The 26436-nt window shown below is 64.2% G+C and carries 22 protein-coding genes; 11 read left to right on the top strand and 11 right to left on the bottom strand.

Features of this window, described 5'->3' with window-relative positions:
- The first annotated feature begins 9 nt into the window (after positions 1–9).
- The 3 genes from hyi to J2Y63_RS16230 all read left to right on the top strand — a co-directional run bounded on the left by hyi (position 10) and on the right by J2Y63_RS16230 (position 3162).
- Positions 10–789 carry a hydroxypyruvate isomerase gene (gene hyi, locus J2Y63_RS16240; protein ID WP_435266920.1) on the top strand — a complete coding sequence of 260 codons (780 nt, stop codon included), beginning with the start codon at positions 10–12 and terminating at the stop codon, positions 787–789.
- A gap of 33 nt (positions 790–822) precedes the next feature.
- Positions 823–1707, top strand: coding sequence for a 2-hydroxy-3-oxopropionate reductase (locus tag J2Y63_RS16235; protein WP_435266919.1), 885 nt, complete (start codon positions 823–825; stop codon positions 1705–1707).
- A gap of 186 nt (positions 1708–1893) precedes the next feature.
- A complete protein-coding gene (locus tag J2Y63_RS16230; RefSeq protein WP_256121353.1) occupies positions 1894–3162 on the top strand; it encodes a glycerate kinase type-2 family protein in 1269 nt (422 codons plus the stop codon).
- A gap of 170 nt (positions 3163–3332) precedes the next feature.
- Here J2Y63_RS16230 and J2Y63_RS16225 read toward each other — a convergent pair whose 3' ends face one another.
- Positions 3333–3992 (bottom strand): peroxiredoxin, encoded by a 660-nt coding sequence (locus J2Y63_RS16225; RefSeq protein WP_435266918.1) that lies wholly within the window; start codon positions 3990–3992, stop codon positions 3333–3335.
- Between the two features lie 258 nt (positions 3993–4250).
- The gene (locus tag J2Y63_RS16220) at positions 4251–4832 is read right to left on the bottom strand and encodes an IMPACT family protein (protein WP_435266917.1); all 582 of its coding nucleotides are present in this window, start codon (positions 4830–4832) and stop codon (positions 4251–4253) included.
- 151 nt (positions 4833–4983) lie between these two features.
- Here J2Y63_RS16220 and J2Y63_RS16215 point away from each other — a divergent pair, with 151 nt between their 5' ends.
- The gene (locus J2Y63_RS16215; protein ID WP_435266916.1) at positions 4984–5175 is read left to right on the top strand and encodes a hypothetical protein; all 192 of its coding nucleotides are present in this window, start codon (positions 4984–4986) and stop codon (positions 5173–5175) included.
- A gap of 69 nt (positions 5176–5244) precedes the next feature.
- On the opposite strand, the gene J2Y63_RS16210 is transcribed toward J2Y63_RS16215, so the two are convergent.
- The 7 genes from J2Y63_RS16210 to J2Y63_RS16180 all read right to left on the bottom strand — a co-directional run bounded on the left by J2Y63_RS16210 (position 5245) and on the right by J2Y63_RS16180 (position 12393).
- A complete protein-coding gene (locus J2Y63_RS16210) occupies positions 5245–7650 on the bottom strand; it encodes a glycoside hydrolase family 2 protein (protein ID WP_435266955.1) in 2406 nt (801 codons plus the stop codon).
- 45 nt (positions 7651–7695) lie between these two features.
- Complete coding sequence (locus tag J2Y63_RS16205; protein WP_435266915.1) at positions 7696–8664, bottom strand: DUF1839 family protein; 969 nt, start codon at positions 8662–8664, stop codon at positions 7696–7698.
- A 2-nt stretch (positions 8665–8666) separates the two neighbouring features.
- Positions 8667–9581 (bottom strand): amino acid--[acyl-carrier-protein] ligase, encoded by a 915-nt coding sequence (locus J2Y63_RS16200; RefSeq protein WP_435266914.1) that lies wholly within the window; start codon positions 9579–9581, stop codon positions 8667–8669.
- Between the two features lie 5 nt (positions 9582–9586).
- Positions 9587–10759: an acyl-CoA dehydrogenase family protein gene (locus tag J2Y63_RS16195; RefSeq protein ID WP_435266913.1), complete on the bottom strand. Its 1173-nt coding sequence runs from the start codon at positions 10757–10759 to the stop codon at positions 9587–9589.
- A complete protein-coding gene (locus J2Y63_RS16190) occupies positions 10756–11010 on the bottom strand; it encodes an acyl carrier protein (RefSeq protein WP_435266912.1) in 255 nt (84 codons plus the stop codon). Before J2Y63_RS16190 ends, J2Y63_RS16195 begins: the two co-directional genes overlap by 4 nt.
- Positions 11007–11183: a hypothetical protein gene (locus tag J2Y63_RS16185; RefSeq protein WP_435266911.1), complete on the bottom strand. Its 177-nt coding sequence runs from the start codon at positions 11181–11183 to the stop codon at positions 11007–11009. Before J2Y63_RS16185 ends, J2Y63_RS16190 begins: the two co-directional genes overlap by 4 nt.
- A 160-nt stretch (positions 11184–11343) precedes the next feature.
- Positions 11344–12393, bottom strand: a complete 1050-nt coding sequence (locus J2Y63_RS16180; RefSeq protein WP_435266910.1) for a glycoside hydrolase family 5 protein — start codon at positions 12391–12393, stop codon at positions 11344–11346.
- Between the two features lie 212 nt (positions 12394–12605).
- On the opposite strand from J2Y63_RS16180, the gene J2Y63_RS16175 reads away from it, so the two are divergent.
- Positions 12606–14414, top strand: a complete 1809-nt coding sequence (locus tag J2Y63_RS16175; protein ID WP_435266909.1) for an ABC transporter ATP-binding protein — start codon at positions 12606–12608, stop codon at positions 14412–14414.
- Positions 14415–14589: 175 nt separating this feature from the next.
- Here the strand turns inward: J2Y63_RS16175 and polA are convergent, their stop codons facing one another.
- On the bottom strand, positions 14590–17577 hold the full coding sequence (polA, locus tag J2Y63_RS16170) for a DNA polymerase I (RefSeq protein ID WP_435266908.1): 2988 nt from the start codon (positions 17575–17577) through the stop codon (positions 14590–14592).
- A gap of 379 nt (positions 17578–17956) precedes the next feature.
- Between polA and J2Y63_RS16165 the strand changes: the two genes are divergently transcribed.
- From J2Y63_RS16165 to J2Y63_RS16150, 4 genes are all read left to right on the top strand, one after another.
- Positions 17957–18397, top strand: a complete 441-nt coding sequence (locus J2Y63_RS16165; protein WP_256121365.1) for a MarR family winged helix-turn-helix transcriptional regulator — start codon at positions 17957–17959, stop codon at positions 18395–18397.
- Between the two features lie 80 nt (positions 18398–18477).
- The gene (locus tag J2Y63_RS16160) at positions 18478–19869 is read left to right on the top strand and encodes a dipeptidase (RefSeq protein WP_435266907.1); all 1392 of its coding nucleotides are present in this window, start codon (positions 18478–18480) and stop codon (positions 19867–19869) included.
- A gap of 201 nt (positions 19870–20070) precedes the next feature.
- Complete coding sequence (locus J2Y63_RS16155; protein WP_256121367.1) at positions 20071–21018, top strand: lysylphosphatidylglycerol synthase domain-containing protein; 948 nt, start codon at positions 20071–20073, stop codon at positions 21016–21018.
- A 100-nt stretch (positions 21019–21118) separates the two neighbouring features.
- The gene (locus J2Y63_RS16150; RefSeq protein ID WP_435266906.1) at positions 21119–21550 is read left to right on the top strand and encodes a BA14K family protein; all 432 of its coding nucleotides are present in this window, start codon (positions 21119–21121) and stop codon (positions 21548–21550) included.
- A 48-nt stretch (positions 21551–21598) separates the two neighbouring features.
- Here J2Y63_RS16150 and J2Y63_RS16145 read toward each other — a convergent pair whose 3' ends face one another.
- Positions 21599–22207, bottom strand: a complete 609-nt coding sequence (locus tag J2Y63_RS16145; protein WP_435266905.1) for a hypothetical protein — start codon at positions 22205–22207, stop codon at positions 21599–21601.
- A 200-nt stretch (positions 22208–22407) separates the two neighbouring features.
- Here J2Y63_RS16145 and J2Y63_RS16140 point away from each other — a divergent pair, with 200 nt between their 5' ends.
- Both J2Y63_RS16140 and J2Y63_RS16135 read left to right on the top strand, forming a co-directional pair.
- A complete protein-coding gene (locus J2Y63_RS16140) occupies positions 22408–24639 on the top strand; it encodes a transglycosylase domain-containing protein (protein ID WP_435266904.1) in 2232 nt (743 codons plus the stop codon).
- 508 nt (positions 24640–25147) lie between these two features.
- Complete coding sequence (locus tag J2Y63_RS16135; RefSeq protein WP_435266903.1) at positions 25148–26338, top strand: GNAT family N-acetyltransferase; 1191 nt, start codon at positions 25148–25150, stop codon at positions 26336–26338.
- Positions 26339–26436 lie beyond the last annotated feature (98 nt).

Genomic DNA, 26436 nt, shown 5'->3' with positions numbered 1-26436 from the left:
GAGAAAAAAATGCCGAAATTTGCGGCCAATCTGACCATGCTCTTCAACGAGGCGCCGTTCCTCGAACGCTTCGCGCTGGCCGCGAAGGCCGGCTTCGAGGGCGTGGAATACCTCTTCCCGTATGATTTCGACAAGGAAGCGCTGCGCGCCGCCCTCGATCTGCATGGGCTGACGCAGGTGCTGCACAACCTGCCGGCCGGCAACTGGGCCGGCGGCGAGCGCGGCATTGCCATCCTGCCGGACCGCGTCGACGAGTTCCGCCGCGGCGTGGCTTCCGCCATCGACTATGCGACGGCGCTCGGCTGCAAGCAGGTCAACTGCCTGTCCGGCATCGCCCCGGTCGGCGCCTCGCACGAAGTGCTGCGCTCGACTTTCGTCGCCAACCTGAAGCTTGCGGCCGCCGAACTCGGCAAACACGGAATCCGGCTGTTGATCGAGCCGATCAACCGCTTCGACATTCCGGGCTTCTACCTCAACACCCCGGACCAGGCGGCCTCGCTCATCGCCGAAGTCGGCAGCGACAACCTGTTCATCCAGTACGACCTCTACCACCAGCAGCGCACCGAGGGCGAGCTGATCGGCACCTTCAAGAAGCACCAGGCGAAGATCGCCCATGTGCAGCTTGCCGACAATCCGGGCCGGGGCGAACCGGGCACCGGCGAGATCGCCTATCCCTTCGTGTTCAAGACGCTCGACGCGCTCGGCTACGACGGCTGGATCGGCTGCGAATACAAGCCGGCCGCCACCACGCAGGAAGGCCTCGGCTGGCTGGTCGAAATCGGTCGCTGAGCCAAAAACAATTCAAGTTAGGGAGTTAGCATCATGGCAAATATCGGTTTCATCGGCCTCGGCATCATGGGCACGCCCATGGCACGTCACCTTCAGGACGCCGGCCACACGGTCATCACCTCGAAATTCGCAATCGCGCCGCGTCAGGAACTCCTCGACAACGGCCTGAAGATCGTCGACAGCCCGAAGGCGCTGGCCGAGACCGTCGACACGATCATCCTCATGCTGCCGGACACCCCGGAAGTGCAGGATGTGCTGTTCGGCGAGAACGGTGTTTCCTATGGTCTGTCCGCCGGCAAGCTCGTCATCGACATGAGCTCGATCTCGCCGATCGAGACCAAGGAATTCGCCAAGAAGATCCGCGCGACCGGCGCCGAATATGTCGACGGTCCGGTTTCCGGCGGTGAAGTGGGCGCCAAGAACGCCACGCTCTCCATCATGGCCGGCGGCTCGCAGGAAAGTTTCGACCGGGCGCTGCCGCTGTTCCAACTGATGGGCAAGAACATCACGCTCGTCGGCGATTGCGGCGACGGCCAGGTGACCAAGGTCGCCAACCAGATCATCGTTGCCCTCACCATCGAAGCGGTCGCCGAAGCGCTCGTCTTCGCCTCGAAGGCCGGTGCCGATCCGGCCCGCGTGCGCGCCGCGCTGATGGGCGGCTTCGCCTCCTCGCGCATTCTCGAAGTGCATGGCGAGCGCATGGTCAAGCGTACATTCGATCCGGGCTTCCGCATCTCGCTGCACCAGAAGGACCTGAACCTGGCCCTCCAGGGCGCCAAGGCGCTGGGCGTTTCGCTGCCCAACACCGCCTCGACGCAGGAACTTTTCAACCAGTGCGCCGCTCACGGCGATGCCGGCCTCGATCACTCAGGTCTCGTCACGGCGCTGGAGCGCATGGCGAACCACGCCGTCGCATGACGGCCTAGCCGTCGACCGACGGCCTGACCGGGCGGGGAGGGGAGCCCCGCCCGGTCACCCATCCTGGAGGAGGAAATACGAGCCCCTCATCCCGCCGCGTCATCTTCATTCGGAAGGTGACGCAGGCTTGCGGATGAGGGGCTTCGTGTTCATAAGACCAGCATTCCGCAGACTTGGAGGAACCCCATGCCTGATATCGCCGATCCGCGTGCCTTTCTCGAAACGCTCTTTCACGCCGCGGTCGCCGCCGCCGACCCGGAAAAGGTGCTGGCCGCCAACCTGCCGGAAAAGCCGAAGGGCCGCACGGTGGTGATCGGCGCCGGCAAGGGTGCCGCGCAGATGGCCCGCGCCTTCGAGCGCCTGTGGGACGCGCCGCTGACCGGCGTGATCGTCACGCGCTATGGCTATGCCGTTCCCTGCGAGCGCATCGAAGTGCTCGAAGCCGCCCATCCGGTGCCGGATGACAGCGGCCTGCTCGCCTCCGGCCGGCTGATGGCCGCCGTGCGCGGCCTCACCGAAGATGATCTCGTCGTGGCGCTGATCTGCGGCGGTGGCTCTGCCCTGCTGCCGGCACCCGCCGGCGACCTGACGCTCGCCGACGAAATTGCCGTCAACCGCGCCCTGCTCGCCTCCGGCGCGCCGATCAGCGCCATGAATGCCGTGCGCAAGCAGGTCTCGCGCATCAAGGGCGGCCGTCTTGCGGCCCTCGCCCACCCGGCGCGCGTCGTCTCCCTCGTCGTTTCCGATATTCCCGGCGACAACCCCGCCCTCGTCGCCTCCGGCCCGACCATCGCCGACGCCACCACCCGTGCAGATGCGCTGCGCTTCATCGAGCGCTACCGCCTCGACCTGCCGGAAGCGGTGATGCGCCATATCCGCGACGGCCAGGACGAGCCGCCGCTGCCGTCCGATGCCTGCTTCGCCCGCAACGAGGTGAAGCTCGTCGCCTCCGCCGCCGTCTCGCTGGAGGCCGCCGCGGACGTTGCGCGCAAGGCCGGCGTCGAGGCTGTCATCCTCTCCGATGCCATCGAGGGCGAGGCCGCCGAAGTCGGCCGCGTGCATGCGGCGATCGCCGCCGAAGTGGTGCGCCGCGACCGGCCGTTCCAGAAACCCGTCGTTGTGCTCTCCGGCGGTGAAACCACCGTAACCATCAAGGGCAAGGGCAAGGGCGGCCGCAACGGCGAGTTCCTGCTGTCCTTCGCCTGCGCCACCGACGGCCTCGACGGCCTTTCCGCGCTCGCTGCCGATACGGACGGCATCGACGGTTCGGAAGACAATGCCGGCGCCTTCGCCGACGGCACCACCGTCGCGCGCCTCGCCGGCAAGGGCAAGGACGCCGCCGACTATCTCGGCCGCAACGACAGCTGGACCGCCTTCGACGCGCTCGGCGACCTTTTCGTGCCCGGCCCGACCGGCACCAACGTCAACGATTTCCGCGCCATCCTCATCCAGTAGAAAAGAAAACAGCCCCGGCAAGCCGGGGCTGTTCTGTTTCGTCGCCCCCTTCCCCACCAACGTCGTCCTCGGCCTTGAGCCGAGGATCCATGCAGCGGAGAGGCGGTGGATGCTCGGGTCAAGCCCGAGCATGACGGAGGAGAGGTTGGCTCTCTCTGGCCAGTGCCGGATCAGGCGGCCGGCTGCTTCGTCTTGCGCAGATACGGCAGCACCGTGTCGAAGGCGCCGAAGCGGGTGATGGCGTCCTCGTTGGAAACGGCGGCGGTGATGATCACGTCCTCGCCCTGCTGCCAGTTGGCGGGCGTTGCCACCTGGTGCTTGCTGGTGAGCTGGATCGAATCGATCGCGCGCAGGATTTCCGCAAAATTGCGGCCGGTCGTCATCGGGTAGGTGAGGATCAGCTTGATCTTCTTGTCCGGGCCGATGACGAACACCGAGCGCACGGTGGCGTTGTCGGCGGGCGTGCGGCCTTCGGATGTCTCACCGGCGGCGGCCGGCAGCATGTCGTAGAGTTTGGCGACCGCGAGGTCCTTGTCGCCGATCAGCGGATATTCCACGTCGAAGCCGGTGGCGGTGCGGATGTCGTTCTTCCACTTGCCGTGGCTTTCGACCGGATCGACCGAGATGCCGATGATCTTGACGCCGCGCTTGCGGAATTCGCCTTCGAGGCCGGCCATGGCGCCGAGCTCGGTGGTGCAGACCGGGGTGAAGTTCTTCGGGTGCGAGAAGAGCACGGCCCAGCCATCGCCGATCCAGTCATGGAAGCCGATCGTGCCGGCGGTGGTTTCGGCGGTGAAGTCCGGAGCGATGTCGTTGATGCGCAGGCTCATGGGTCTCGTCCTCTCTGTCGTGCGGGATCGCAGGCAGACGGCCCGCGAGAATATATCCCGGCGGGTGTAGAACGAAAATTCCGCCTTGCCTATAGCGGCAAGCCGTCGCTGCCGGAGAGGCCGGGAGCGCATCTTTGCGTCTATCCCGCCCCTCGCAACACGGCATTCGGCGTTGCTTCGCGGCCGCGCCAAACCGTTCTCCGGAAACGCCGCGAAATGGAAGGGGATTTTATTTTGGTCGGCGAGGCGAATCTGGCCTCAATCGCCGATTTCGGCCCGCCCGCTGGTGAGATCCACGATCAGCCGGCCGGTCTCCTCCGCCTTGTCCGCCGGCACGCGGAAGCAGAGGCGCGCGCCCGTATCGTGATAGGCCTCCTCGTCCATCACCAGCCCCGGCAGGGCGGCAAGCCGCGCCTTCACCAGGGCGAGATCAGAAAAGCCGAGCGAGACGGAGAGCGCGACACGCTCGACATATTCCGTTTTGGCGGCGGCGCGCAGGCAGAGGGCCGCGGTGCCGCCATAGGCGCGGATGAGCCCGCCGCTCCCCAGAAGAATGCCGCCGAACCAGCGCGTGACGACGACGAGCGTGCGATCGAGCGCCTGCCCGTCGATCGCCTGCAGGATCGGCTTTCCCGCGGTGCCGCTCGGTTCGCCGTCATCGCTGAAGCGATAGGCTTGGCCGATCCGCCAGGCCCAGCAATTGTGGGTGGCCGCCATGTCGGAAACCTCCGCCAGTCGCGCCTTCGCCTCCGCCTCGCTCTCGACCGGACAGGCGATCGCGCGGAACCGGCTCTTGCGGATTTCCTGCTCGAAAGTTTCGGTCTGGTCCAGCGTGTACAAGCGGTCGATCCGGTGGTGTGGAGATGCCTCGTAACCCCACGGGCGCCGTGCAATCAAGGGTCGAATAGAGCACCAATTTTATGGACTATTGACAGATGCCACGATTTTGCCATGATGTTGACCGGATCGTAACAGCAACGGAAGCGATGGCATGATGTATCTCGGTGGCGTGACGCTCGGTTACTTCAACCTCTATCCGGTCGGCTTCCAGCCGAAGACCGAAGAAACCCGCGAGGCCGAAGAGACGGTTGATTCCGGCGAGCAGGACAGGCTTCCGCTCGAAGGCAGCCGGCTTTCCTATTCCCGCCGCCCGGTGCAGTGGCCGTTGCACGTTTTCTTCTGAAGCATGGGCCGACTACAGAAAATCATCGGTGATTTCCTGTGGTCCGGTCTTCGACGTCCCGCATGAAGCTCAAAAACTGACGACGGACTCCAGGCCGATGCCGCGGATTTCCCCGCTGGGTTTTGCCCCCGGATCGGTGCCGGCGCGGGGTGTAAGGCGGATGGGTTTCAGGGCGCCGGGCACCAGGTGGAACCAGTTGTCCGATGGCACGAAGCCTTCGGCCTCTATTGCGACGGATTGCGCAAAACGATCCGCCGACACATCCAGAACCCAGCCGTCGGCATCCTGCCGCAGCGCCGCCGTCGCGGCAGCGGAAAACAGGGCCTCCGCCCGACCGCGCGGAAAATGGAACGCCTCTGAAACCATCGTTCCATCAGTATCGGTCAGCCGGCCGACGGTCACGTCGTGGGAGGGCGGACCGAAACGGAAGGCATAGGTCGTGTCGAAGAAGGCGCCGAAGAGGTCGGTTGCCGGCAGCGTTTCGGCCGAATGCGGGGCAAGCGTGAGCTCGCGCCGTCCGCTGACGACAGCCTGGCGGCCATGGCGCAGGCAGGAAAGCTCCAGCACAAGATGTTTTTCATGCGCGCTGTCGTTGATGACGTGCACGTCCAGCCCATTGGTGCCCTCGTCCGAGAGCACGACCTGCACCGGGCGGAAGGCACGGCGCAGCGCATGCCAGGCGGATTTCGGCAGGCCGGTCGCATCCACGATGCCCCAGCCGGCGCCGGGCAGCAGGTCCTGGAAGGTCCAGACGAGCGCCCCGTTGCAGGTGGATTGCGACCGGCGCCATTCGGCAAAGGTCGCCTCCATCACTTCGGCCACGACGGCGCGGGAGAGATCGAGATAGCGGGCCGGGTCCTCGCGGCGCAGGCGCGCCGGGTCGTGGACGTAGAGCAGGCCGAGATAATGGTAGCGCACATCCTCGAAGTCCCAGGAGGCACCCCGGTCGCGTGGCACGCGGGCCTTCCAGCGCGGATCGTGCACGGCGGGCACCGGCAGATGGGCGTCGAGCGTCTGCTGTTCCGGCACATTGGCGAAGGCGAGGCTTTCGGCGGAAAAACGCACCTCGGCCCGGCGCGCATCCTCCAGCGGCCGGCAATAGGCGCCGACGCCGTAGTAGTGCGTCACGCCGGCATTCGGCGAAAAGGGCATGGCGCCGCCGCTCGGCGAGTTTTCGACATAGGGCACGTCGGGGCGGTGGGTAGCCACCAACGCTGGCAGGATGTCGCGGGTCAGCGCCCCGGCCCACGACGCTTCCGGCAGGCCGAGCATCGCCGCCTGCTGGTCGATCTCGCTGCCGCCGCACAGCACGGCGAGCGATGGCGAGGCGGCGGTCGCGTCGAGGATCTGGGACACTTCCTTGCGCACGTTCTCCGCAAAGGCGGGATCGTTCGCCGGGTAATCGAAATTGGCGAACTGGAAATCCTGCCAGACCATCAGCCCCAGTTCGTCGCACAGCGCAAAGAAGTCCGGCGTTTCATAGGCCATGGTGCCGCCGATGCGCAGCATGTTCATGTTGGCGTCCGCGGCGAGCCTCAGCAGCGGTTCGTAGCGCTCGCGATTGCCGGGAAGATCAACGATATCGGCCGTGGTCCAGACGGCGCCGCGGCAGAAGATTTTTACGCCGTTGACGAGGAGCGCAAAATCCCGGCCATCGGCGCCCCGGTCGATCACGATACGGCGGAAGCCGGTGCGGCCGATCGCTTGGCGCTTGCCGTCCGCGACGAGGGAGACGTCGTGCAGAACGGGCTTGCCATGCGTGCGCGGCCACCAGGTTGCGACGTCGGGAATCGTGAGGCTGGCGCTGAAACCACCTTCGCCATCGGGCACGGCAATAGCGGTCGCGCCCGCGCATTCCACTATCGGCGGGGTAGCGCTGTCGAAGCTGAAGCGAACGTCGAGGTGCCCGGTGCCGTCCGCATCGAGCCGCGCGGAAATCCGGATATCGGCAGGAAGGGCCGGCGTGGGCCGCGAGAGGCGCACGGGACGCCAGGGGCCGGCGGCGTGAACCTCCGGGCACCAGCCCGGCATGCGGCCGAGCAGCGTGGTGCGCACGAGGCGCAGGCCCTGCGGCGTGATCATCTGCGGCCGCCAGCGGGCGCGGGGGCCGCGTTTCTCCAGCTGCGGTTTCAGCGCGCGGAAGCAGAGGGCAAGGCGGTCGTTGCCGGTGAGCGTGACGGGCAGGTCGTGACGCACGAACATGCTTTCGGACGACAGCGCCAGCGCACCGTTCCACCAAACCTCGGCCACCGTGGCGAGGCCTTCGAAATGCAGAACCGCTGCTCCCGGCGCCTCTTCGAGGTCGAGCACATACCAGGCGTCGAGATGATCGAGCGGCGCGGGTGCGGTGCGGTCGAAGCGGCCGGCGCGTTCCAGCGCACCGGCGACGGTGCCGGGCACGGGGGCGTCGATGACATCGGAAAAGGCTTCGAGCGCCGCAGGCTCCGCGGCGGCGCCGGCCGGCGTCAGGATCATGCGCCAGCCGCTCGAAAGGTCGTTTCCGGTCAAGGACATCCTCCGTCAGCCGATGCGGGCGGCAAGCGTCGCCATCAGCCTGTCCCAGGCTTCGATAGCCGGATCGAGCGCTGTCGCCAGCGGCTCGAATTTCCGGCGGGTCACGGCGCGGGCGATCTGGAACTGCACGGATTTCGCCGTCTCGGAAATTTTCCGCGCGGCCTCGGCGGCCTCGATGAGGCTCCCATCGGGCGCGATCCAGTCGAGATGACTGCCGGCTAGCTCGAAATTCGCGCCGAGCTGTCGCAGCGTGTTGAAAGCGTATTTGTGGAAGAAGCCGAAGGGGCGATCCGCCACCGCCTCCACCTGCTGCGGGAAGACGCTCGCGAAAGCCGCGACCGGGTTTGCCTCCGGGCGCCGGGCGAAATGAACGGCGAGCAGGCGCTTGGCTTCACAGCGGAGATGCACCTCGCCAGGCCGCTTTTCCGGGAATTTGGCGAATTCTGTATAGGGCAGGAAGGGCAGCTCGTCCGGGCCGTCGTTCAAGTGGAACAGGCCGTCGAAATCCGCGCCCTCCAGCCGGAAGAAGCCGGCATTGTGGAAATAGTCGAGCCGCTTGTTCTCAAGGTCCAGCCGGTTGATCGCCACCGTCGTCTTGCCATGCTCCTGGCCATAGGCGACGCCGCGGGTGTCGGGCATGTAAAAGCTGTCCATCTCGACGAGGCAGAGGCGGCCGCGCGCGATCTGGGTCGCGACGTGGCTTTCCACGCTGTCGAAGATGGCGAGTTCCGTCGCGCGGATGCCGTAGAGGCTTTCGAGGTCTTCCAGCGGCACCTTGAAGAAGGTGAACTGGTCGCCCTCGAAATCCTGGGTCAGGGAAAACCCGAGCATCGCCTCCGGCGCGGCGCCGAAGGCGTTCAGCACCTCGATCCAGAGATCGATATAGCAGTTGGTCTCCGGCCACATGCGCTCCGCATCGTGCAGCGCATGCGGCCGGTAGGTCTCGGGATCGGCCCCGGCGAAGACGGCGGCCATGCTCAGTCCTGGTATCCCAGCACCTTGCGGACCTCGGCCGGCCACAGGGCGATATCGAGGCCGTGGCGGGCGAAGAGGGCGAGCGCGATGCGTTCCAGGCCGAAGCCGACGCAGGCGGTGTGCGCGACATCGCCGTTTTCGAGGTTCAGCCCCCACTTGGCGCCGAAAGCGTCCTGGTGGTAGTTGAAGCTCATGCAGGCCGTCGGCTTGGCGGCGGATGTCACGGGGATCAGCAGCTCGAACTTCAGGTTCTGGTCGCGCTGGTTGTTGGCAAGCATGCGGCCGGCGCGGCCGAAGAACGGGTCGTTCGCCACATCCATCGTAACGTCGAGGCCGACCTTGGCCATCATTTCGAGGCCACGATCCATCCAGGTCTGGCGGAACTCCGTCACATGATCCTGCGTGCCCATGCAGACATATTCGCGCATGCGGAAGAGCTGCTGGCGGGCCGGATCGTTCGACGGCTCATGGCGGAAGCAGTAGGATTGCAGGTCGTAGAGGCCACCCTTAGCCGGCAAACGGCCGCGCTTGGCGATCGTCGGATAGAGTGGGTAGCAGGCGGCCGGCGTCAGCACGATATCGGTCGGCTTCTGGTCCTTCATCCAGTCGCCGCCAACTTCCATGCATTGCAGCAGGCTCATATGGTCGAGTTCGCCGCCACAGAAGCTGTGCACGGTGCCGGCGAGCTGCGGGAAGCTCTTCATGTAGCCGGATGTCTCGAAATGCGCGCGGTTCATGCCCGGCGGAAAGCGCATGGCCTCCGCGCCGTCGGCGCCGCCATAGGCATCGATCAGCCGCTCGAAGCGGGCGATGACGTCCTCGAAGGCGCCGCTGCGGCCATAGAGGCCTTCCACGCCGGTATCGATGAGCAGGCCTGAATGGAAGAGCCTGTCGAGAAGAGAGGTTTGCATGTCCATCGGTTTCACCCCGTCAGGCTGGTGTCTTGTTTGTGAACGAGCAGCAGGTTCGACGTATTGCCGAGAATGCGGTCGTTGGAGATCATGAGCTGGGCCGAATGCGCATCGCGCAGGTGCCGGCCGAGGCTGAAGGGCGTACCGTTCTTGTAGCCCATGATGCCGCAGATCAGCATCGCCTGGTTGATGATCATGAGGACCGTTTCAGAGGAGGCGATCTTCACGTTGTTCATCGCCACCGCAAAGCCCATGGAGGACAGCTTGTCCGGATCGGCCTTGGCCGCCTCATATTCCTTGAGCCCGGCGATCGTGTTCGACTTGACGAGCTGGAGCAGGTTCGAGGCTTCCGCAAGGCGCAGCGCGCCGGGCGGTGCCACACCGGGGCTCTTGCGGGCGGCGGCGCGCACGAAGGCCTGGGCGCGGGCGACGGCGTTGACCGCGATGCCGTACCACACGCTGCTCCACAACAGGTGCGAAGTGGCGAGCATCGACTGGGCGGCGATCTCGGCAAAGGGTTTGGGAAGGATCTGTTCCTTCGGCGCTTCGCCCTTGAAGAGCCAGCCGTCGGAGCAGGTGCCGCGCATGCCGAGCGTGTCCCAGACATGGGTCTGCTCCAGCGTGTACTGGTCCTTGGTGAAGACGGTCATGACCTGGTCGGTCGAGGCGGCCTCGGCATGGGCGCGGGACGTGATGAGGATCGCGTCGGCATGCGCACCGTAGGAGATGACGGTCGCATCCTTGGTGAGCCGGCAGGTGTCGCCATCGATCTCGATGGCGCAGATGCTGTTGCGCAGATTGCCGCCGATGCCGCCTTCGGTCGTCGCCGAGGCGAGCAGCAGCTGTTCGTCCGCGACGCGGCGCATGAAGGCGGAATGCCAGGCGCTGTCGGCGCCATGCGTGACGAGGCTCGAAAGCTTGATGTGGTGCATGGCAAAAACCATGGCGGCGGCCGAGCAGCTCTGGCCGAGAAGCGAACAGGCCTCGGCGATCTCGGAGACGCTCGCATCCTCGCCGCCGAGGCTGGCTGGGATCTGGATCGACAGCAGCCGTTCGGCGATCATCGCGTCGACGGCCTCCCGCGGGAAACGGCCCCTGGCGTCCACGTCGTCGGCATGCACTGCGGCCACGGCGGAGACGCGCTGGGCGCGTTCCGCGAAGCTCGTACCGACGGTCATGGTCATTCGGCGGCCTCCGCGCTGCCGGTCAGCCCTTCGACCGCCCGCGTGATCGCGGCGATGCTCTGGAAGGACTTGCGGTTCAGGAGATTGTCGGGGAACTCGACGTCGAATGCTTCCTCGATGCCGAGCATCACCTGCACGGAAGCGAAAGAGGAAAGGCCGGCCGCATAGAGATCGGCATCGTCTGCAAGCTGATCGACCGGAACCGGGAGGGCGCCGTGTTTTGCCAGGATGTCACGGATCTTCTGCTTCATGTCGCTTTCTCCATCGTTTTTTGTGCCGGCATTTTCGTGCGCCGGCCGGACAGCGGGCTCTTGGCGTATTCTTCCCAAAAGGCATAACCGACGGTTGATAAGATCGGCTGAAAGGACATGGATAAGATTTCGTGAAGCGCGCCGGAGAGGCGGATCAAGGTGAGGCGACCCATTGTGAAGCTTCATGAAGGAAGATCGAAGAGCCCCGGTTTTGCAGTGCATTGCGCGGGAGGGGTGGTGTTCTGGAACGGTACGCTTCAGCGCTATTGAAGCTCTGTTAGCCATAATCGCAAAGCGTGTGGGACAAGGCGAAATTCAGGCTGGCGGAAAGGGTCAGGGCAGCGCAGGGCAGCTTCCGGGTTTGGCTGGCAGTTCGCCGCCGGCAACAAGGGCCGCAAGCTGCGGGCGGTCGCCGTCGGCGGTCGGCTGGATATTGAGCGGTTCGGTCGCCGGCCACCAGTCGCCGCCGGCCCAATAGGTCCAGCCGGTCCAGACATCCTGTTCCTTGCCGACAAGCGCCGTCATGCGGGCAAGGCCATCGAGGCAGGCCTGGTCGGCCGAGCCGCCGAATTCGCCGAGGAAGCCGCGCTTGCCGTTGCGCTTCAGCCAATCGGTAAAGCGTTCCAGCGCCGTCACGGCATCGTCCGCCCGCTCGCAGGTCGTTGCCTTTCCGGAAAAGTCGCCGTCCAGGTACTGGTGCACCTCGTAGGCGTGGTTGTCGGCCGGGTCTGCGATGCCGAGCATGACGGTGCCGTTCGCGCCGCCCTCGCGCTCTTCCTCCCAGCTGTGCGCGCCGGTCCAGGCCGTGCCCGGCACGAGCACGAGGTTTTTCGCGCCCGTCTCGCGGATGGCGGCGATGGCGGCATTGGCGGAGGCGAGCCATTGCGTGGCCGGCACGTCGTGCGGCTCGTTCATCAGGCCGAACTGCACGCCTTCGTCGTCCTTATAGTCCTCGGCAAGCCGCTGCCAGAAATCGGCAAACGCGCTGTCCGGCACCTCGGTCGAGCCGATCTGATTGTCGCCGTAATAAGCATAGTTGTGCGGGTCGAGGATGACGGTCATGCCGGCGGCGCGTAGCGCCTTGACGGTCGCGGTGAGCCGCTTGCGCTCTGCCTTGTCGAAGCCGCGGTTGAGGCGCGGTTGCAGCCGTTCCCACTTGAAGGGCAGGCGCACCGCATTGAATCCTTTGCCGGCGAAATAGGCGATCGTCTCCTTCGAGGGATAGGTATAGTCCTTGTCGAAGGTGCCGCGCCCCTCGCCGAATTCGGCGCCGGCGAGATTGACGCCGCGCAGGCAGCCCGCGCTCGCCGTGACGGGAACCGCTATTGCCACCATGGCCACCACCGCCCGAAAAAGTATTGCCGCGCCGGATGAGGATCGCATGCCTTGTCTCCGTGCCGGCTGTCGCACCGGTTCGTCCCGCGATAGGGCGTTGCGCCCATTCGCGCCGATCAAGTCTCCGACGATCTTAAGGCAGCGTTAAGGCAGCGCTTCTTTGGCGAACAGGATTAAGAGATTGCAAGCGCTGGTCCACCCGGCTAGAGGCGAAGGCACTGCCCGCTGGCCCACTCCGGTCCGACAACAGGTCCCGTTTCATGACTGCGTCCGAACAATCCGCCTCCCATTCCGCCGGCCCCCGCCATCCGCTGCGCGTACTGTTTTCTCTCGTGCGCGAAGAGAAAGGCCGCGTGGTGCGGGCGGTCGCCTCGTCGATCATCAACAAGATCTTCGATGTCATGCCGGAAATCCTCATCGGCATCGCGCTCGACGTGGTGGTGCGCGGCAAGGATTCCTTCGTGGCGCAGGTCGGCATCACCGATCCGGTGCACCAGCTGACCCTGCTCGGCATCGCGACCTTCCTCATCTGGTTCGGCGAATCCCTGTTCGAATATTTCTACCAAATCCTTTGGCGTGGCCTGGCGCAGGATGTGCAGCACCGCCTGCGCATCCTCTGTTATGACCACGCCCAGCACCTTCCGACGAGCTTTTACGAGGAGAACCGCTCCGGCGATCTCGTCGCGGTGCTGAACGACGACATCAACCAGCTCGAACGGTTCCTGGATCGCGGCGCCAACGAGCTGATCCAGACCTTTGCCGCCGTCATCCTCGTCGGCGCGGTGTTCTTCATCGTCAGCCCGCTGATCGCGGTCATCGCCTTTACGCCGGTGCCGGCGATCATTGCGGGCGCCTTCTGGTTCCAGCGCCGCGCGCAGGCCCGCTACGATGCGGTGCGGGCGCGGGCCGGCGGCCTTGGCGCACGACTGACAACCAACCTGCAAGGCCTCCAGACCATCCGCGCCTTCGGTGCGGAAGCGCGCGAGACGGCGGCGCTGACGAAGGAAAGTTTGGGCTATGTCGAGGCGAACCGCGCGGCGATCCGCGTCTCCTCCGCCTTCATCCCGATCATCCGCATGGCGATCCTGTCCGGCTTCCTCGCGACCTTCCTCATCGGCGGCTGGCTGACGCTGACCGGCCAGATGCAGGTCGGCGCCTACGGCCTGCTCGTCTTCCTGACGCAGCGCCTGCTTTGGCCGATGACGGGCCTTGCCGAGATCGCCGACCTCTATGAGCGCGCCATGGCCTCGACGCGCCGCATCCTGCGCCTGCTCGACGAGCCGCGCGGCGAACCGCACGGCACGCACGAGGCCAAGGTCTCCGGCCGTTTCGAGATCGACCGTGTCGGTTTTCGTTATGCGACAAGCCCCGGCGGCGTGACCGACATCAACCTCGCCATCCGCGCCGGCGAGACGGTGGCGCTGGTCGGCCCGACCGGCAGCGGCAAGTCCACATTGATCAAGCTGCTCGGCCTGTTCATCCGCCCGCAGAAGGGCCGCATCCTGCTTGACAACGTGCCGCTCGCCGATTGGTCGGGCGAATGTCTGAGGAAGAGCATGGCCTGGGTGCCGCAGGAGGTGACGCTGTTTTCCGGCTCGATCGCCGACAACATCGCCTATGGCAGGCCGACGGCGAGCCGCGACGAGGTCGAGGCGGCCGCGCGCATGGCGGAGGCCGATGGTTTCATCTGCGAGCTACCGGACGGTTACGAAAGCCAGATCGGCGAATACGGCCAGAAACTCTCCGGCGGCCAGCGCCAGCGCATCGCGCTCGCCCGGGCGCTGCTGATCGACCCTGCGATCCTCATCCTCGACGAGGCAACGAGCGCGGTGGACAACGAGACGGAAGCCGCGATCCAGCGCTCGCTGGCGAAAATGAAGGGCAAGCGCACCGTGATCCTCGTCGCCCACCGGCTCAGCACGGTCGTGCATGCCGATGCGATCCATGTGATGGAGGCGGGGCGGATCATCCAGTCCGGGTCGCACGATAGGCTGGTGGAATGTCCGGGGCTTTACCGCACGCTGTGGAATATCCAGACGGGGCATGCGGAGATGAACGAGACCGCATAACGGCCCCTCATCCGCCTGCCGGCACCTTCTCCCCGCAAGCGGGGCGAAGGGGGTGTTGCACCGGTGCCCCCGGACAGTAGGCATCGATGTTGAAATAAGGCTTTGCCCCTTGTCCATTCGCCCCGCTTGCGGGGAGAAGGTCGCGGCAGCGGGATGAGGGGCTGTCTTGCGTCCCTCAGTGCGCCTCGTCCCAATTGTGCGCGGCGCGCGCATCCACCTTCAGCGGCACCTTCATCGACAACGCCGGCATGGACGCGTTCTCCATGATGTCGACGATGAGCGGGATCGCCTTCTCCACTTCGCCGTCCTCGACCTCGAAGATCAGTTCGTCGTGCACCTGCAGCAGCATGCGGGCGGAGAGGCCGGCTTCTTCCAGCGCGGGTTCGATCTTGATCATGGCGCGGCGGATGATGTCGGCGGCGGAACCCTGGATGGGCGCATTGATCGAGGCGCGCTCGTTGAAGGCGCGCACCGACGGGTTGGACGACTTGATTTCCGGATAATGCGCGCGGCGGCCAAAGATGGTTTCGACATAGCCGTTTTCGCGGGCGAAGGCCTTGGTCGAATCCATGTAGTCCTTGATGCCCGGAAAGCGCTCGAAATATTTCTTGATGTAGTCGCCCGCTTCCGAACGCTCGATGGAGAGCTGGTTGGCGAGGCCGAAGGCCGAAATGCCGTAGATGATGCCGAAATTGATCGCCTTGGCGCGGCGGCGCACTTCCGACGGCATGCCCTCGACCGGCACACCGAACATTTCGGATGCCGTCATGGCGTGAATGTCTACGCCGTCGGCAAAGGCCTGTTTCAGCTGCGGAATGTCGGCGACATGGGCGAGCACGCGCAGCTCAATCTGGCTGTAGTCGGCCGAGACCAGCTTGTTGCCGGGCGTCGAGATGAAGGCCGTGCGGATTTTGCGGCCTTCCGCTGTGCGCACCGGAATGTTCTGCAGGTTCGGGTCGGAGGAGGAGAGGCGGCCGGTCGTCGTCGCGGCGAGCGCGTAAGACGTGTGCACACGTTTCGTCTCCGGATGCACGAAGCCCGGCAGCGCGTCGGTATAGGTGGATTTCAGCTTTGTGAGCTGGCGCCAGTCGACGATTTTCCGCGGCAGCGGCAGGCCCTGCGCGGCGAGGTCCTCCAGCACCTGCGCGGAGGTCGACCATTGGCCGGTCTTGGTCTTCGAGGCGCCGGGCAGGCCCATCTTGCCGAACAGGATATCGCCGAGCTGTTTGGGCGAGCCGATGTTGAAGCGTTCGCCGGCAAGATCGTAGATTTCCTCTTCGAGGCCAGCGGCACCCTGCGCCAGTTCGCCGGAAAGGCGCGAGAGCACCTGCCGGTCGATGGTGATGCCGCGCTCTTCCATGCGCGCGAGCACCGGCACCAGCGGGCGCTCCAGCCGTTCGTAGACGGTCGTCATGCGGTTGGCGGCAAGGCGCGGCTTCAGCACATGCCAGAGCCGCAGCGTCACGTCGGCATCTTCCGCCGCATAGGCCGTGGCGCGGGAGATATCGACCATGTCGAAGGTCTGGGCGCCCTTGCCCGAGCCGGCGACGTCCTTGTAGGAGATCGGCTTGTGGCCGAGCCAGCGCTCGGACAGCGTATCCATGCCATGCGTGCCGGCGCCGGCATCCAGCGCATAGGACATCAGCATCGTATCGTCGAAACCCTCGACGGTGATGCCGTGGCGGCGCATGACGAGGTAGTCGTATTTGAGGTTCTGCGCGACCTTCAGGATCGAAGGGTCCTCCAGCAGGCTTTTCAGCCGTTCCAGCGCGGTGCGGATCGGGATCTGCCCCTCGGCAAGCCCGCCGCCCAGAAGGTCGCCGACGCCGGTCTTGTGGTTGAGCGGCACGTAGCAGGCGCGAATGGTCGTGCCTGTCGGGTCCTTGGCATTGCTGGCGATTGCCAGCGAGAAGCCGCAAAGCTCCGCCTGCATCGGGTCGAGCGAGGTCGTCTCCGTGTCGAAGCCGACGAGGCCGGTCTCGCGGGCATCCGCAATCCAGCGGTCGAGCGCGGTGAGGTCGCGCACCGTCTCATAGGTGGAATGGTCGATCGGCGCGGCGGAGAAGCGCTCCGCCCGGGCTCGTGCGAGTGCGCCCGGCGTGGCGTCCCCGGGGCTGGCCGTGGGCAGCAGCGTGGAGGCCGCCTCCGCCGCGGTCTCACCGCCGTCGAGCACGAGCGCGGGACCGGCCACCTCGCCCTTGTCGAGGTCCGGGCCGCGCGCTTCCGCGCCCCATTCGACGGGCACGTCCGCGGCGTCGATGGCGCCGGCATCGCAGTCGCAGGCTTCCGCTACGCGGCGCGTCAGCGTGGTGAATTCCATGGCCTTGAGGAAGGCGATCAGCTTCGGCCCGTCCTGCGGATGCAGCACCAGCTCGTCCAGCACCGTGTCGAGCGGCGTATCGGTCTTCAAGGTGACGAGCTGGCGGGACAGCAGCACGAGCTCGCGGTTCGCCACGATGTTCTCGCGGCGCTTGACCTGCTTGATCTCGTCGGCGCGGGCGAGCAGCGTATCGAGGTCGCCATATTCTTCCAGAAGCTGCGCGGCGGTCTTCGGGCCGATGCCGGGAACGCCCGGCACGTTGTCGGTGCTGTCCCCCGTCAGCGACTGAAGGTCGATCATCTTTTCCGGCGGCACGCCCCATTTCTCGATGACTTCGGGAATGGAGATCTGCTTGTCCTTCATGCTGTCATACATCGAGACATTGGCCGTCACGAGCTGCATGAGGTCCTTGTCGGAGGAGACGATGGTGACGTCGGCACCGTCGGCCTCGGCAAGGCGGGCATAGGTGGCGATCAGGTCGTCGGCCTCATAACCTTCCTTCTCGATGCAGGGCAGGTTGAAGGCGCGGGTCGCATGGCGGATCAGGCCGAACTGCGGGATCAGGTCTTCCGGCGGCGCCGTGCGGTTCGCCTTGTAGAGATCGTAAAGCTCGTTGCGGAAGGTCTTCGAGGAATAGTCGAAGATGACCGCGAAATGGGTCGGCGTCACGCCCACGTCGGTGTTGCGCGCATCCTTGAGCAGCTTCCACAGCATGTTGCAGAAACCGGAAACGGCATTGACCGGCAGCCCGTCCGATTTGCGGTTGAGCGGCGGGATGGCGTGGAAGGCGCGGAAGATGAAGCCGGAGCCGTCGACGAGGAAGAGATGATCACCTTTTTTCATGGGGTGAATGGATAGCGCGGGCGGCTTTCCGCGTCTATCTCTCATTGCGGTTTCAAGGCCGTTTCGGGGGTCTGGAAAGGGTCACGCGAACGTTACCAATTTGTAATTTTCGCCGCCCTCTGAAACCCTTGAAAAGCCACATTCGGACCCACAAATATTATCCAACGGCACCTGATCAAGCCGTTGTCTGGCACCCGGCCTGTCCCCCGCCGCGCCAGACAAAGGACAAAGGCCTTATCCCCCTCTCCGGGCCTTTGTCCATCATTCGAAGAAGCCGCCGCGACAAGCCTCCTGTCGTCGGCGGCTTCTCGGTTTCAAGCACTTGTCTTGCCCGTGATCCTTGATTGTCTTCCGTTGAAAACCGGCATAGCCTCCGGTCATGGACTTTGACCGGACGGAGTCGGCAGCATATCTCGCCAATCTCCTGGCGAAGGCGGCGTCCCGCACCCTTCAGGCGCGGGCGGACGGGGCCGGCTTTGCGCCCGGCCAGTTCCCGGTCCTGCTGGAACTGTGGAACGGCGACGGCCTCACCCAGCGCGAACTTCTCGACCGCCTCGACATCGAGCAGGCGACGATGGCCAACACGCTCGCCCGCATGCAGCGCGACGGCCTCATCTCGCGCCGCCGCCATCCCAAGGACAGGCGCGCGCAACTGGTCTTCCTGACCGAGCGCGGCAAGGCGTTGCGCGAGACAGCGATGGAGGCGGCAAGCGCCACGGAGGACGCCCTCTTCCACGGCTTCCGCCGCTTCGAGCGGGAACTGCTGCTGGAATATATGCGCATGGTGCTGGCCAATCTCGGCCGCGAACCGCGGATCTGAGAACACCAGAATCGTCATACGATTTGCCCTCCCCGATGCGATCGGTCTAATGTCGCGCCGAGTTTCGCAAGGATTCGACCATGACCAATATTCTGCCCGTCCTCGACCACGCCAGCGCCGGCATTCCGGCGAGCCTCGAACGCATGTTCGAACTCGTGCGCATCAAGTCCATCTCCACCGATCCGGCCTACAAGGCGGAGTGCCGCCGGGCGGCCGAATGGCTGGTGACGGAGCTGCGTACGCTCGGCTTCGACGCGACGGTGCGCGACACGCCCGGCCATCCGATGGTCGTCGCCCATCATGACGGCGCGAAGCCGGATGCGCCGCATGTGCTGTTCTATGGTCACTACGACGTCCAGCCGGTCGATCCGCTCAACCTGTGGGACCACGATCCCTTCGAGCCCGCGGTGCGCGATGCCGGCGGCGGGCGCCGTATCATCACCGGCCGCGGCACCTCCGACGACAAGGGCCAGCTCCTGACCTTCGTGGAAGCCTGCCGCGCCTACAAGGAAATGGCGGGCGCGCTGCCCTGCCGCGTCACGATCCTCTTCGAAGGCGAGGAGGAATCCGGCTCACCGTCGCTGAAACCCTTCCTCGAAGCCAATGCGGCAGAGCTCAAGGCGGATTTCGCCCTCGTCTGCGATACCAGCATGTGGGATGCCGATACGCCGGCGATTTCCGCAGGCCTGCGCGGCCTCGTCGGCGAGGAAGTCGTCGTCAAGGCGGCCGACCGCGACCTGCATTCCGGCTATTTCGGCGGTGCCGCCGCCAACCCCATCCATATCCTTTCGAACATCCTCGCCGGCCTGCACGACGAGACCGGCCGCGTGACGCTCGACGGTTTCTACGACGGCGTCGAGGAGACCCCGACGCAGATCAAGGCGGCCTGGGAAAAGCTCGGCAGCTCGTCCGAGAGCTTCCTGGGCGAGATCGGCCTGTCGATCCCATCCGGCGAAAAGGGTCGATCGGTGCTGGAACTCACCTGGGCGCGTCCGACCGCCGAAGTGAACGGCATTACCGGCGGCTACACCGGCGAGGGTTTCAAGACGGTCATCGCCGCGGAAGCCTCGGCAAAGGTCTCCTTCCGCCTGGTCGGCAAGCAGGACCCGGCAAAGATCCGCGACGCTTTCCGCGCCTATGTGCGCGCAAAGATCCCGGCCGATTGCTCGGTGGCGTTCCATGCCCATGGTGGCTCGCCGGCGATCCAGCTTCCCTATGATTCCGCGCTGCTCGGCAAGGCGAAGAACGCGCTTTCCGACGAATGGCCGAAGCCCGCCGTCGTCATCGGCATGGGGGGCTCCATCCCGATCGTTGGCGATTTCCAAAAAATGCTCGGCATGGAATCCTTGCTCGTCGGCTTTGCGCTGTCGGATGACCGCATCCATTCGCCGAACGAGAAATACGAGCTGCGCTCCTTCGAGAAGGGCATTCGCTCTTGGGTGCGCATCCTCTCGGCGCTCGCGGCGCGCTGACCAAGATGTGATGACACGGTTGACCGGCGTTAACCGGACGGAACGGATATGCTGGTCAACTGGTTAAACAAGGACCGCATCGCGGACAGGCGATGACAGGTCCACACAATGGGGAAGGAACGGAATGGCGGTAGGCGGATGGATTGCGAGAGAGCCTTGCTGCTCAGGCGATGGGGCGCCGGGGGCAGGGGATAAGGCAGGATGAAGCGGCTGAAAAAATTCTTCTGGCCGCTCGTCAGCACCGCCGCGATCATCCTGTCGATCTACATCCTCTACAAGGACCTGCGCGGCCTGTCGCTCGCGGAGTTCATGGCGAGCGTTCATGCCATTCCGGTTTCCGGCTGGATCCTCGCGAGCGTCGCGACGCTCGTCGCCTACGCGGCGCTGGCCGCCTACGACCACCTTGCGCTGGAACATCTCGGCCACCGCATCTCGCTGTGGTTCATCACCATCACCTCGTTCACCACCTATGCCCTGTCGCACACGATCGGCGCCTCGGTGTTTTCCGGCGCGCTGGTGCGCTACCGCGCCTATACGTCGAAGGGCCTGACCGGGTCGGAGGTGGGCGTCCTCGTCGCCTTCTGCTCCTTCACCTTCGCGCTCGGCACCTTCATGCTGTTCGGGCTGGTGCTGGTGCTGGAACCCGCGATCATCGAGCGTTTCGCCGCCTTCCTGCCGATCGAGGCGGCGCTGTCGACCGGCTGGCTGATCCTCGCGCTGGTGGCGCTCTATGTCGTTGGAAGCCTCGTCGGCTTCCGGCCGGTCCATACACGCTGGCTGCGGCTGGAATATCCCAAACCCTCGCTGGTGTTCCGTCAGCTCTTCATCGCGCCGATCGAGCTCATCGGGGCGGCGGCGATCATCTATTTCGTGCTGCCGGCGGAAGGCAATCCGGGCTTCTTCGTCGTGCTCGGCATCTTCCTCGCCTCTTTCTCCGTGGCGCTGCTGTCGCATGCGCCGGGCGGCATCGGCGTGCTGGAACTGGTCTTCATCGCCGGCCTGCCGGACATGGACCCGGCAACGGTGCTGGCGGCCCTTGCGGTCTTCCGGCTGTTCTACCTGATCATCCCGTTCATCATGGCGCTGGTGGTCGTGCTCATCTTCGAACGGCAGCGTTTTCTTGCCCGCCCGAGCAATGGCGACGATTAAGCGGCGGAGAGTTTCGGTTCATCTCGTATTCAGTCGAATTGTTTCATGCTGTCATCCGTCTTGATCACTGTACAACAGTGACTATCCAAGGGAGACCGACATGAAGACAACGATCAAGGGCGGCATTGCCGCTGCCATGGCCGTCGCCATGTTTGCCACGACCTTCGTAACGGCGCCGGCCTTCGCCATGCCGATGCCGAAGGTCGGCGCGTCGCAGGCATCCGACGTCGAACAGGTTCAATATCGCCGCGAACGCCGTGGCTGGTACGGCGGCCATCGCGGCTATCGTTACGAGCGCCGCGGCTATCGCCGTCATTCGGATGGCTGGTGGTATCCGCTGGCTGCCTTCGGCGCCGGTGCGATCATCGGTGGCGCGATCGCCAATGACGGCTATTCCCAGCCGCGCTACGAAGGCATCAACCCGCGCCACACCGAATGGTGCTATGCGCGCTACCGCTCGTATCGTGACTACGACAACACGTACCAGCCGAACTATGGCGGCCGCCGCCAGTGCCTCTCGCCTTACTATTGAGGCCTTTTCTCGGGCGGTCCCAAGGGCCGCCCGAAGTCTTTTCGGCTGTTACTTCTCCGGCAGGTCCGTCGTCACGGCGGTAGGGCGAAGGCGGCCGACCTCGCCGATGCTCACATAGAGTTGCAGCAGCGGCGGAACGAGGGCTTGCGACGCCTTGGCGACCGCCTCGTTATAGGCCTTGACGTCGGCCTCCGCCTCGATCGTCTTGCCCGCATTGGCGAAGATCATGACGATCATCCCGTTCATGGCGGCATTCACCTGTGCCGCCGCCTTCGGGCCTTCCGCCGTGGTGAACATCGGCATCATCGACAGGTTCTGCGCGCTGACGCGGCTGACGATCTCCTGCAGCTTGAACACCTGGTCCTGGATATCGAGCCCGGCCGCCTGCTTTTGCGTGACGACCGCGTAGAGACCCTGGAAGTCCTCCATTTTCTGGCGCAGGTCGCTGTAGTTGCGGATCACGAAATCCGTCTTGATCTTCTGCTCCTCGAAGGTGGCGTTCACCTGGGGCGCCAAATAGTAGGTGCCGATGCCGCCGACCATCAGGGCAAGCGTCGTGAACCACATCGGGGTCCGGTCCGCGACGAGGAATGTGCGCACGGCCTCGCGCTTCTTGCGGGGGCTTTCCGTCGACGAGGCTTCCGTGAATTCGGCCATCTGGCACTCCACCTTCTGTGACGGGCGTTAGTTGTAACCGCGGAGGGCGGCATGACAACCCCGGCGGCGCTGCATCCTGTGCAAGGCGCAAACGATTGACAAATTGGGGCTTTCCGTTTCCGATTTCTTAACCACCCCTTAAATCGCCGCATTTAAGGTTCACCCGACGGCGATATTTTTGAGGGTGTACCCGACCGCTTATGGCAGCCAATCGCAAATCCCAGCGCATCGAACCGTCCTTCCAGGGGTCGGGAGGCCGCAACGACGACGATTTTCACGTCGGCGCGGGGGATCGCGTGGCGGGCGGCGCCGGCCGCAAGGGCCGCGGCAAGCCGCCGAGGGCCGAGCGGCCGCGGCGCGGCGCGCGCGGGCGCCGGCAGGCTTCGGGCGGCGGCATCTTCGGCCTGTTCCGCCGGCTGTTCTACTGGTGCGTCGTGCTCGGCATCTGGGGCGCCATCGGCGTTGGCGGCCTCGTGCTCTATTACGGCGCGCGCATGCCGAGCGCCACGAGCTGGTCCATCCCCGACCGGCCGCCGAACATCAAGATCCTCGCCGTCAGCGGCGACGCCATCGCCAACCGCGGCCTCACCGGCGGCGAGGCGCTGTCGCTCGAAAACATGTCGCCCTATATCCCCCAGGCCGTCATCGCCATCGAGGACCGGCGCTTCTATTCGCATTTCGGCATCGATCCGCTCGGACTTGCGCGCGCCATGTTCACCAATGTCACCACCGGCCGCATGGTGCAGGGCGGCTCGACGCTGACGCAGCAGCTGGCAAAAAATATGTTCCTCTCGCCGGAGCGCACGCTGGAGCGCAAGGTGCAGGAAGTGCTGCTCGCCTTCTGGCTGGAGCACAAATATTCCAAGGACCAGATCCTTGCGATGTATCTCAACCGCGTGTTCTTCGGCTCGAATTCCTACGGCGTCGAGGCCGCCTCGCGGCGCTACTTCAATAAGTCAGCACGTGACGTGAACCTCGGCGAAGCCGCCCTTCTCGCCGGCCTCCTCAAGGCGCCCTCGCGCCTCTCGCCGGCGCGCGATCCGGAGGCGGCGGAAGCCCGCGCCCAGGTCGTGCTCGGCGCCATGCGCGAAGAAGGTTTCGTCACCGACACCGAGATCAAGACCGCGATGTCGCAGACGCCGGCGCGGGCAAAAAGCTACTGGTCGGGCGCGCAGCATTACGCCGCCGACATGGTCATGGCGCAACTGCCCGGCATGATCGGCGATATTACCGAAGACCTCGTCATCGACACGACGATCGACCTCGACCTCGAAAAGAAGGCCGACGAGGCGCTTACGACTCTCCTAGACAAGGAAGGCGCCAAATCCGCCGCCTCGCAGGCCGCCCTCGTCTCGATCGACGGCACGGGCGCGATCCGCGCGCTGGTCGGCGGGCGCGACTATGCCGAAAGCCAGTTCGACCGCGCCTCCAAGGCCAAGCGCCAGCCCGGCTCCGCCTTCAAGCCCTTCGTCTATGCCGCAGCGCTTGAGGCCGGCCGCTCGCCGCTCTCGGTGCGCAACGATGCACCGGTGCGGATCGGCAAATGGACGCCGGAGAACTACGACCAGAAATATCGCGGCGAGGTCACGCTCTCCTCCGCGCTCGCCAATTCGCTGAACACCATCGCCGCCCAGCTCGTCATGGAAGTCGGCCCTGACGAGGTGATCAAACTCGCCCGCAGGCTCGGCATCGAATCGGAACTGCAATCGAATGCCTCCATCGCGCTCGGCACGTCGGAAGTGACGCTCGTCGAGCTGACGGCCGCCTACGCGCCCTTCATGAACGGCGGCTACAAGGCCACCCCGCACATCATCCGCCGCATCTCGACCGCCGACGGCCGGGTGCTCTACGAAAACACCTACGACAACCCGCCCCGCGTGCTGGAGCCCAACATCGTCTCCATGATGAACGGCATGATGATGCGCGTCATCACCGAGGGCACCGGCAAGAACGCCCGCATTCCCGGCTGGCAGGCCGCCGGCAAGTCCGGCACGACCCAGTCCTTCCGCGACGCCCTGTTCGTCGGCTACACAAGCAACCTCACGACCGGCGTCTGGTTCGGCAACGACGACGGCAAGTCGATGAAGAAGGTCACCGGCGGCGGGCTCCCCGCCAAAGCCTGGAGCAGCTTCATGACCGCAGCCCACGAGGGCCTCTCGCCCTCGCCACTCTTCGGCACGGCCGGTGGCGACCAGCCGGTGGTGGACGGCACGCAGCCCGTCCCGGAAGAAGGCGGCGACCAGCTCTTCGACATCATCTCCCGCACGCTCGGCACCGACGAGCGCCCGGGTGACAATGGTTCGGCTGTCGCGAGCGAGCAGACGGGCGCCGTTCCCGCAGACGACGGACTGATCCCGCCTGCGGATGTCGGCGAGCAGCGGCAGACCGGCACGCGCCGAACGACCCTTCTCGACGTCCTTTTGGGCGGCTAGTGCAATTCCAGCAAAAGTTTCGCAGCTCATGGTTTGGGGTATGAGTTAATATTCTGGCGTTTCTCCGTTATTTGGCGAAGGCCGTCGTGGGGTTGTTTTGAAGCGTAGCGCTTTGAGCTGCTTGGCGTAGTTGTAAGCCAGCAGACAGTCCCGGATATGGCGTCGCAGGTCGGCGATCGAAGCGGAGTGGAACGACTTAACGCTAGCATCCTCGATCGTTATGACTAAGCAGTTTAGACTGCCCACTGGTCCATGAAGGATCGGGCTTGGCCTAACGGTGCTCGATACCAATCTCTGTGCACACCGCGCCTAAAGTGTGATCAACAAATAAGCCGGATACAGTATCAAAGGCTCCAAATACGTAAAAAATTAATCATAAAATTTTCATAAAAATTCTCGAATTAACAATACATTACTTTATAAATTGACTAGGTGTCCTTCATTTAAATATAGATCTGCGCAGAGTTATCGAAGAACTATTGAATATGCTTGTAGGCAGGATTAGAGAATGCTTGAATCTCGCATTTTTGAAGGAATGGCGAATTTTCTTCAATTGGAAGAAGATTGGAATCGCCTTTCTAGGTCCGTTATAACCTGTCATCTTACGCAAACTTTCGAATGGTGCCGGCTCGGATGGGAAACAAGGAATGCTTCGCCCGATGACCGACTGCTTTGTGCCACGGTATGGGAGAACGATAGGCTTGTTGCTGTTTGGCCATTCCTGGTGAAAACGAGCGGCTTTGTCGCGCGGATGGCGCCAGTCGGGTGCCCGATGCAAGAGGAGTATGGGGATCCGCTGATCGCGAGCGACGTGGATCCGGAGCGGGTCTGCGAATACCTACTTGAACTCGTTCGCAAATCCGCTGACGTGCTCTACGTCTACTGCGCGCGCCAAGGAAGCCCGATGCAGAAATTGCTTAGCCGGGCCGGCATGTTCAACATTCCGAGACCCATGGATGCTTACTCTGTTAAGAAGGTCGGCGCGCAATCTTTCGAAGAGTTCATGCAGGGCCATTCGGCAAATTTCCGCAACAATCTCAAACAAAAGCGCAAACGGCTCGAAAAGCTGGGTGCGCTGCGTTTTGAGCTTCCGGAGGATGCCGGGACCAGTGCCGAGACCGTCAATTGGGTGCTGGCGGAGAAGAAAAAATGGGTTCAGCGCCAGCAGAAGGAATGCCCCTGGATCTATCAGAATGAAACCAGCGACTTCTTTCTCGCTGCATCGATGCTGCGCGGCGAACTAGGAAGGTTCGGCCTCTTTCGCTTAACACTCGACGGCAAACCTATCGCAGCATATCTTGCGACGATCGATCGGACGCGCACCGAGATGCTCGTCACGTCCTTCGATCCCGCCTATAGCCAGTTTTCCCCTGGCATGTTGCTGATCGAAGATGTCGTGCGGTGGAGCTACGATCACGGGCTGAACTTCGACATGCGGCCATTATGGCTAGGATACAAAGAACGGTGGGCAAACTGTACAACGCCAGTGATCACCTATCGTGTCCCCTTAACCTGGAAGGGCGGCATCCGTCTGCTCCCGGCTTATATCGACTTCACGTTCAAGTCTTTTGTAAGATTGGTCTTGAAACCTGAGCAACGCAACGCTGTCAAGCAAGCGTTAAACTGGCCTTTTGAATTGAAGGCTCGTATCAAATCCCATCTCACGCAGAACAGTGCCAAACTGGCGGCTGAAGAGTGAGATCGGCGACCGTGACGGGCCGGCGGCGAATTGTGCCCAGGACCGGAATTTCTGCCAACGGGTTAAACCATTACTTTAGCAGATTCGTGCAATATTGA

The organism is Shinella sp. BE166, from assembly GCF_051201095.1.
Lineage (GTDB): Bacteria > Pseudomonadota > Alphaproteobacteria > Rhizobiales > Rhizobiaceae > Shinella > Shinella lacus.
Note: the sequence above shows the minus strand (reverse complement) of the source record. Positions and strands in the feature narration are given on the sequence as shown.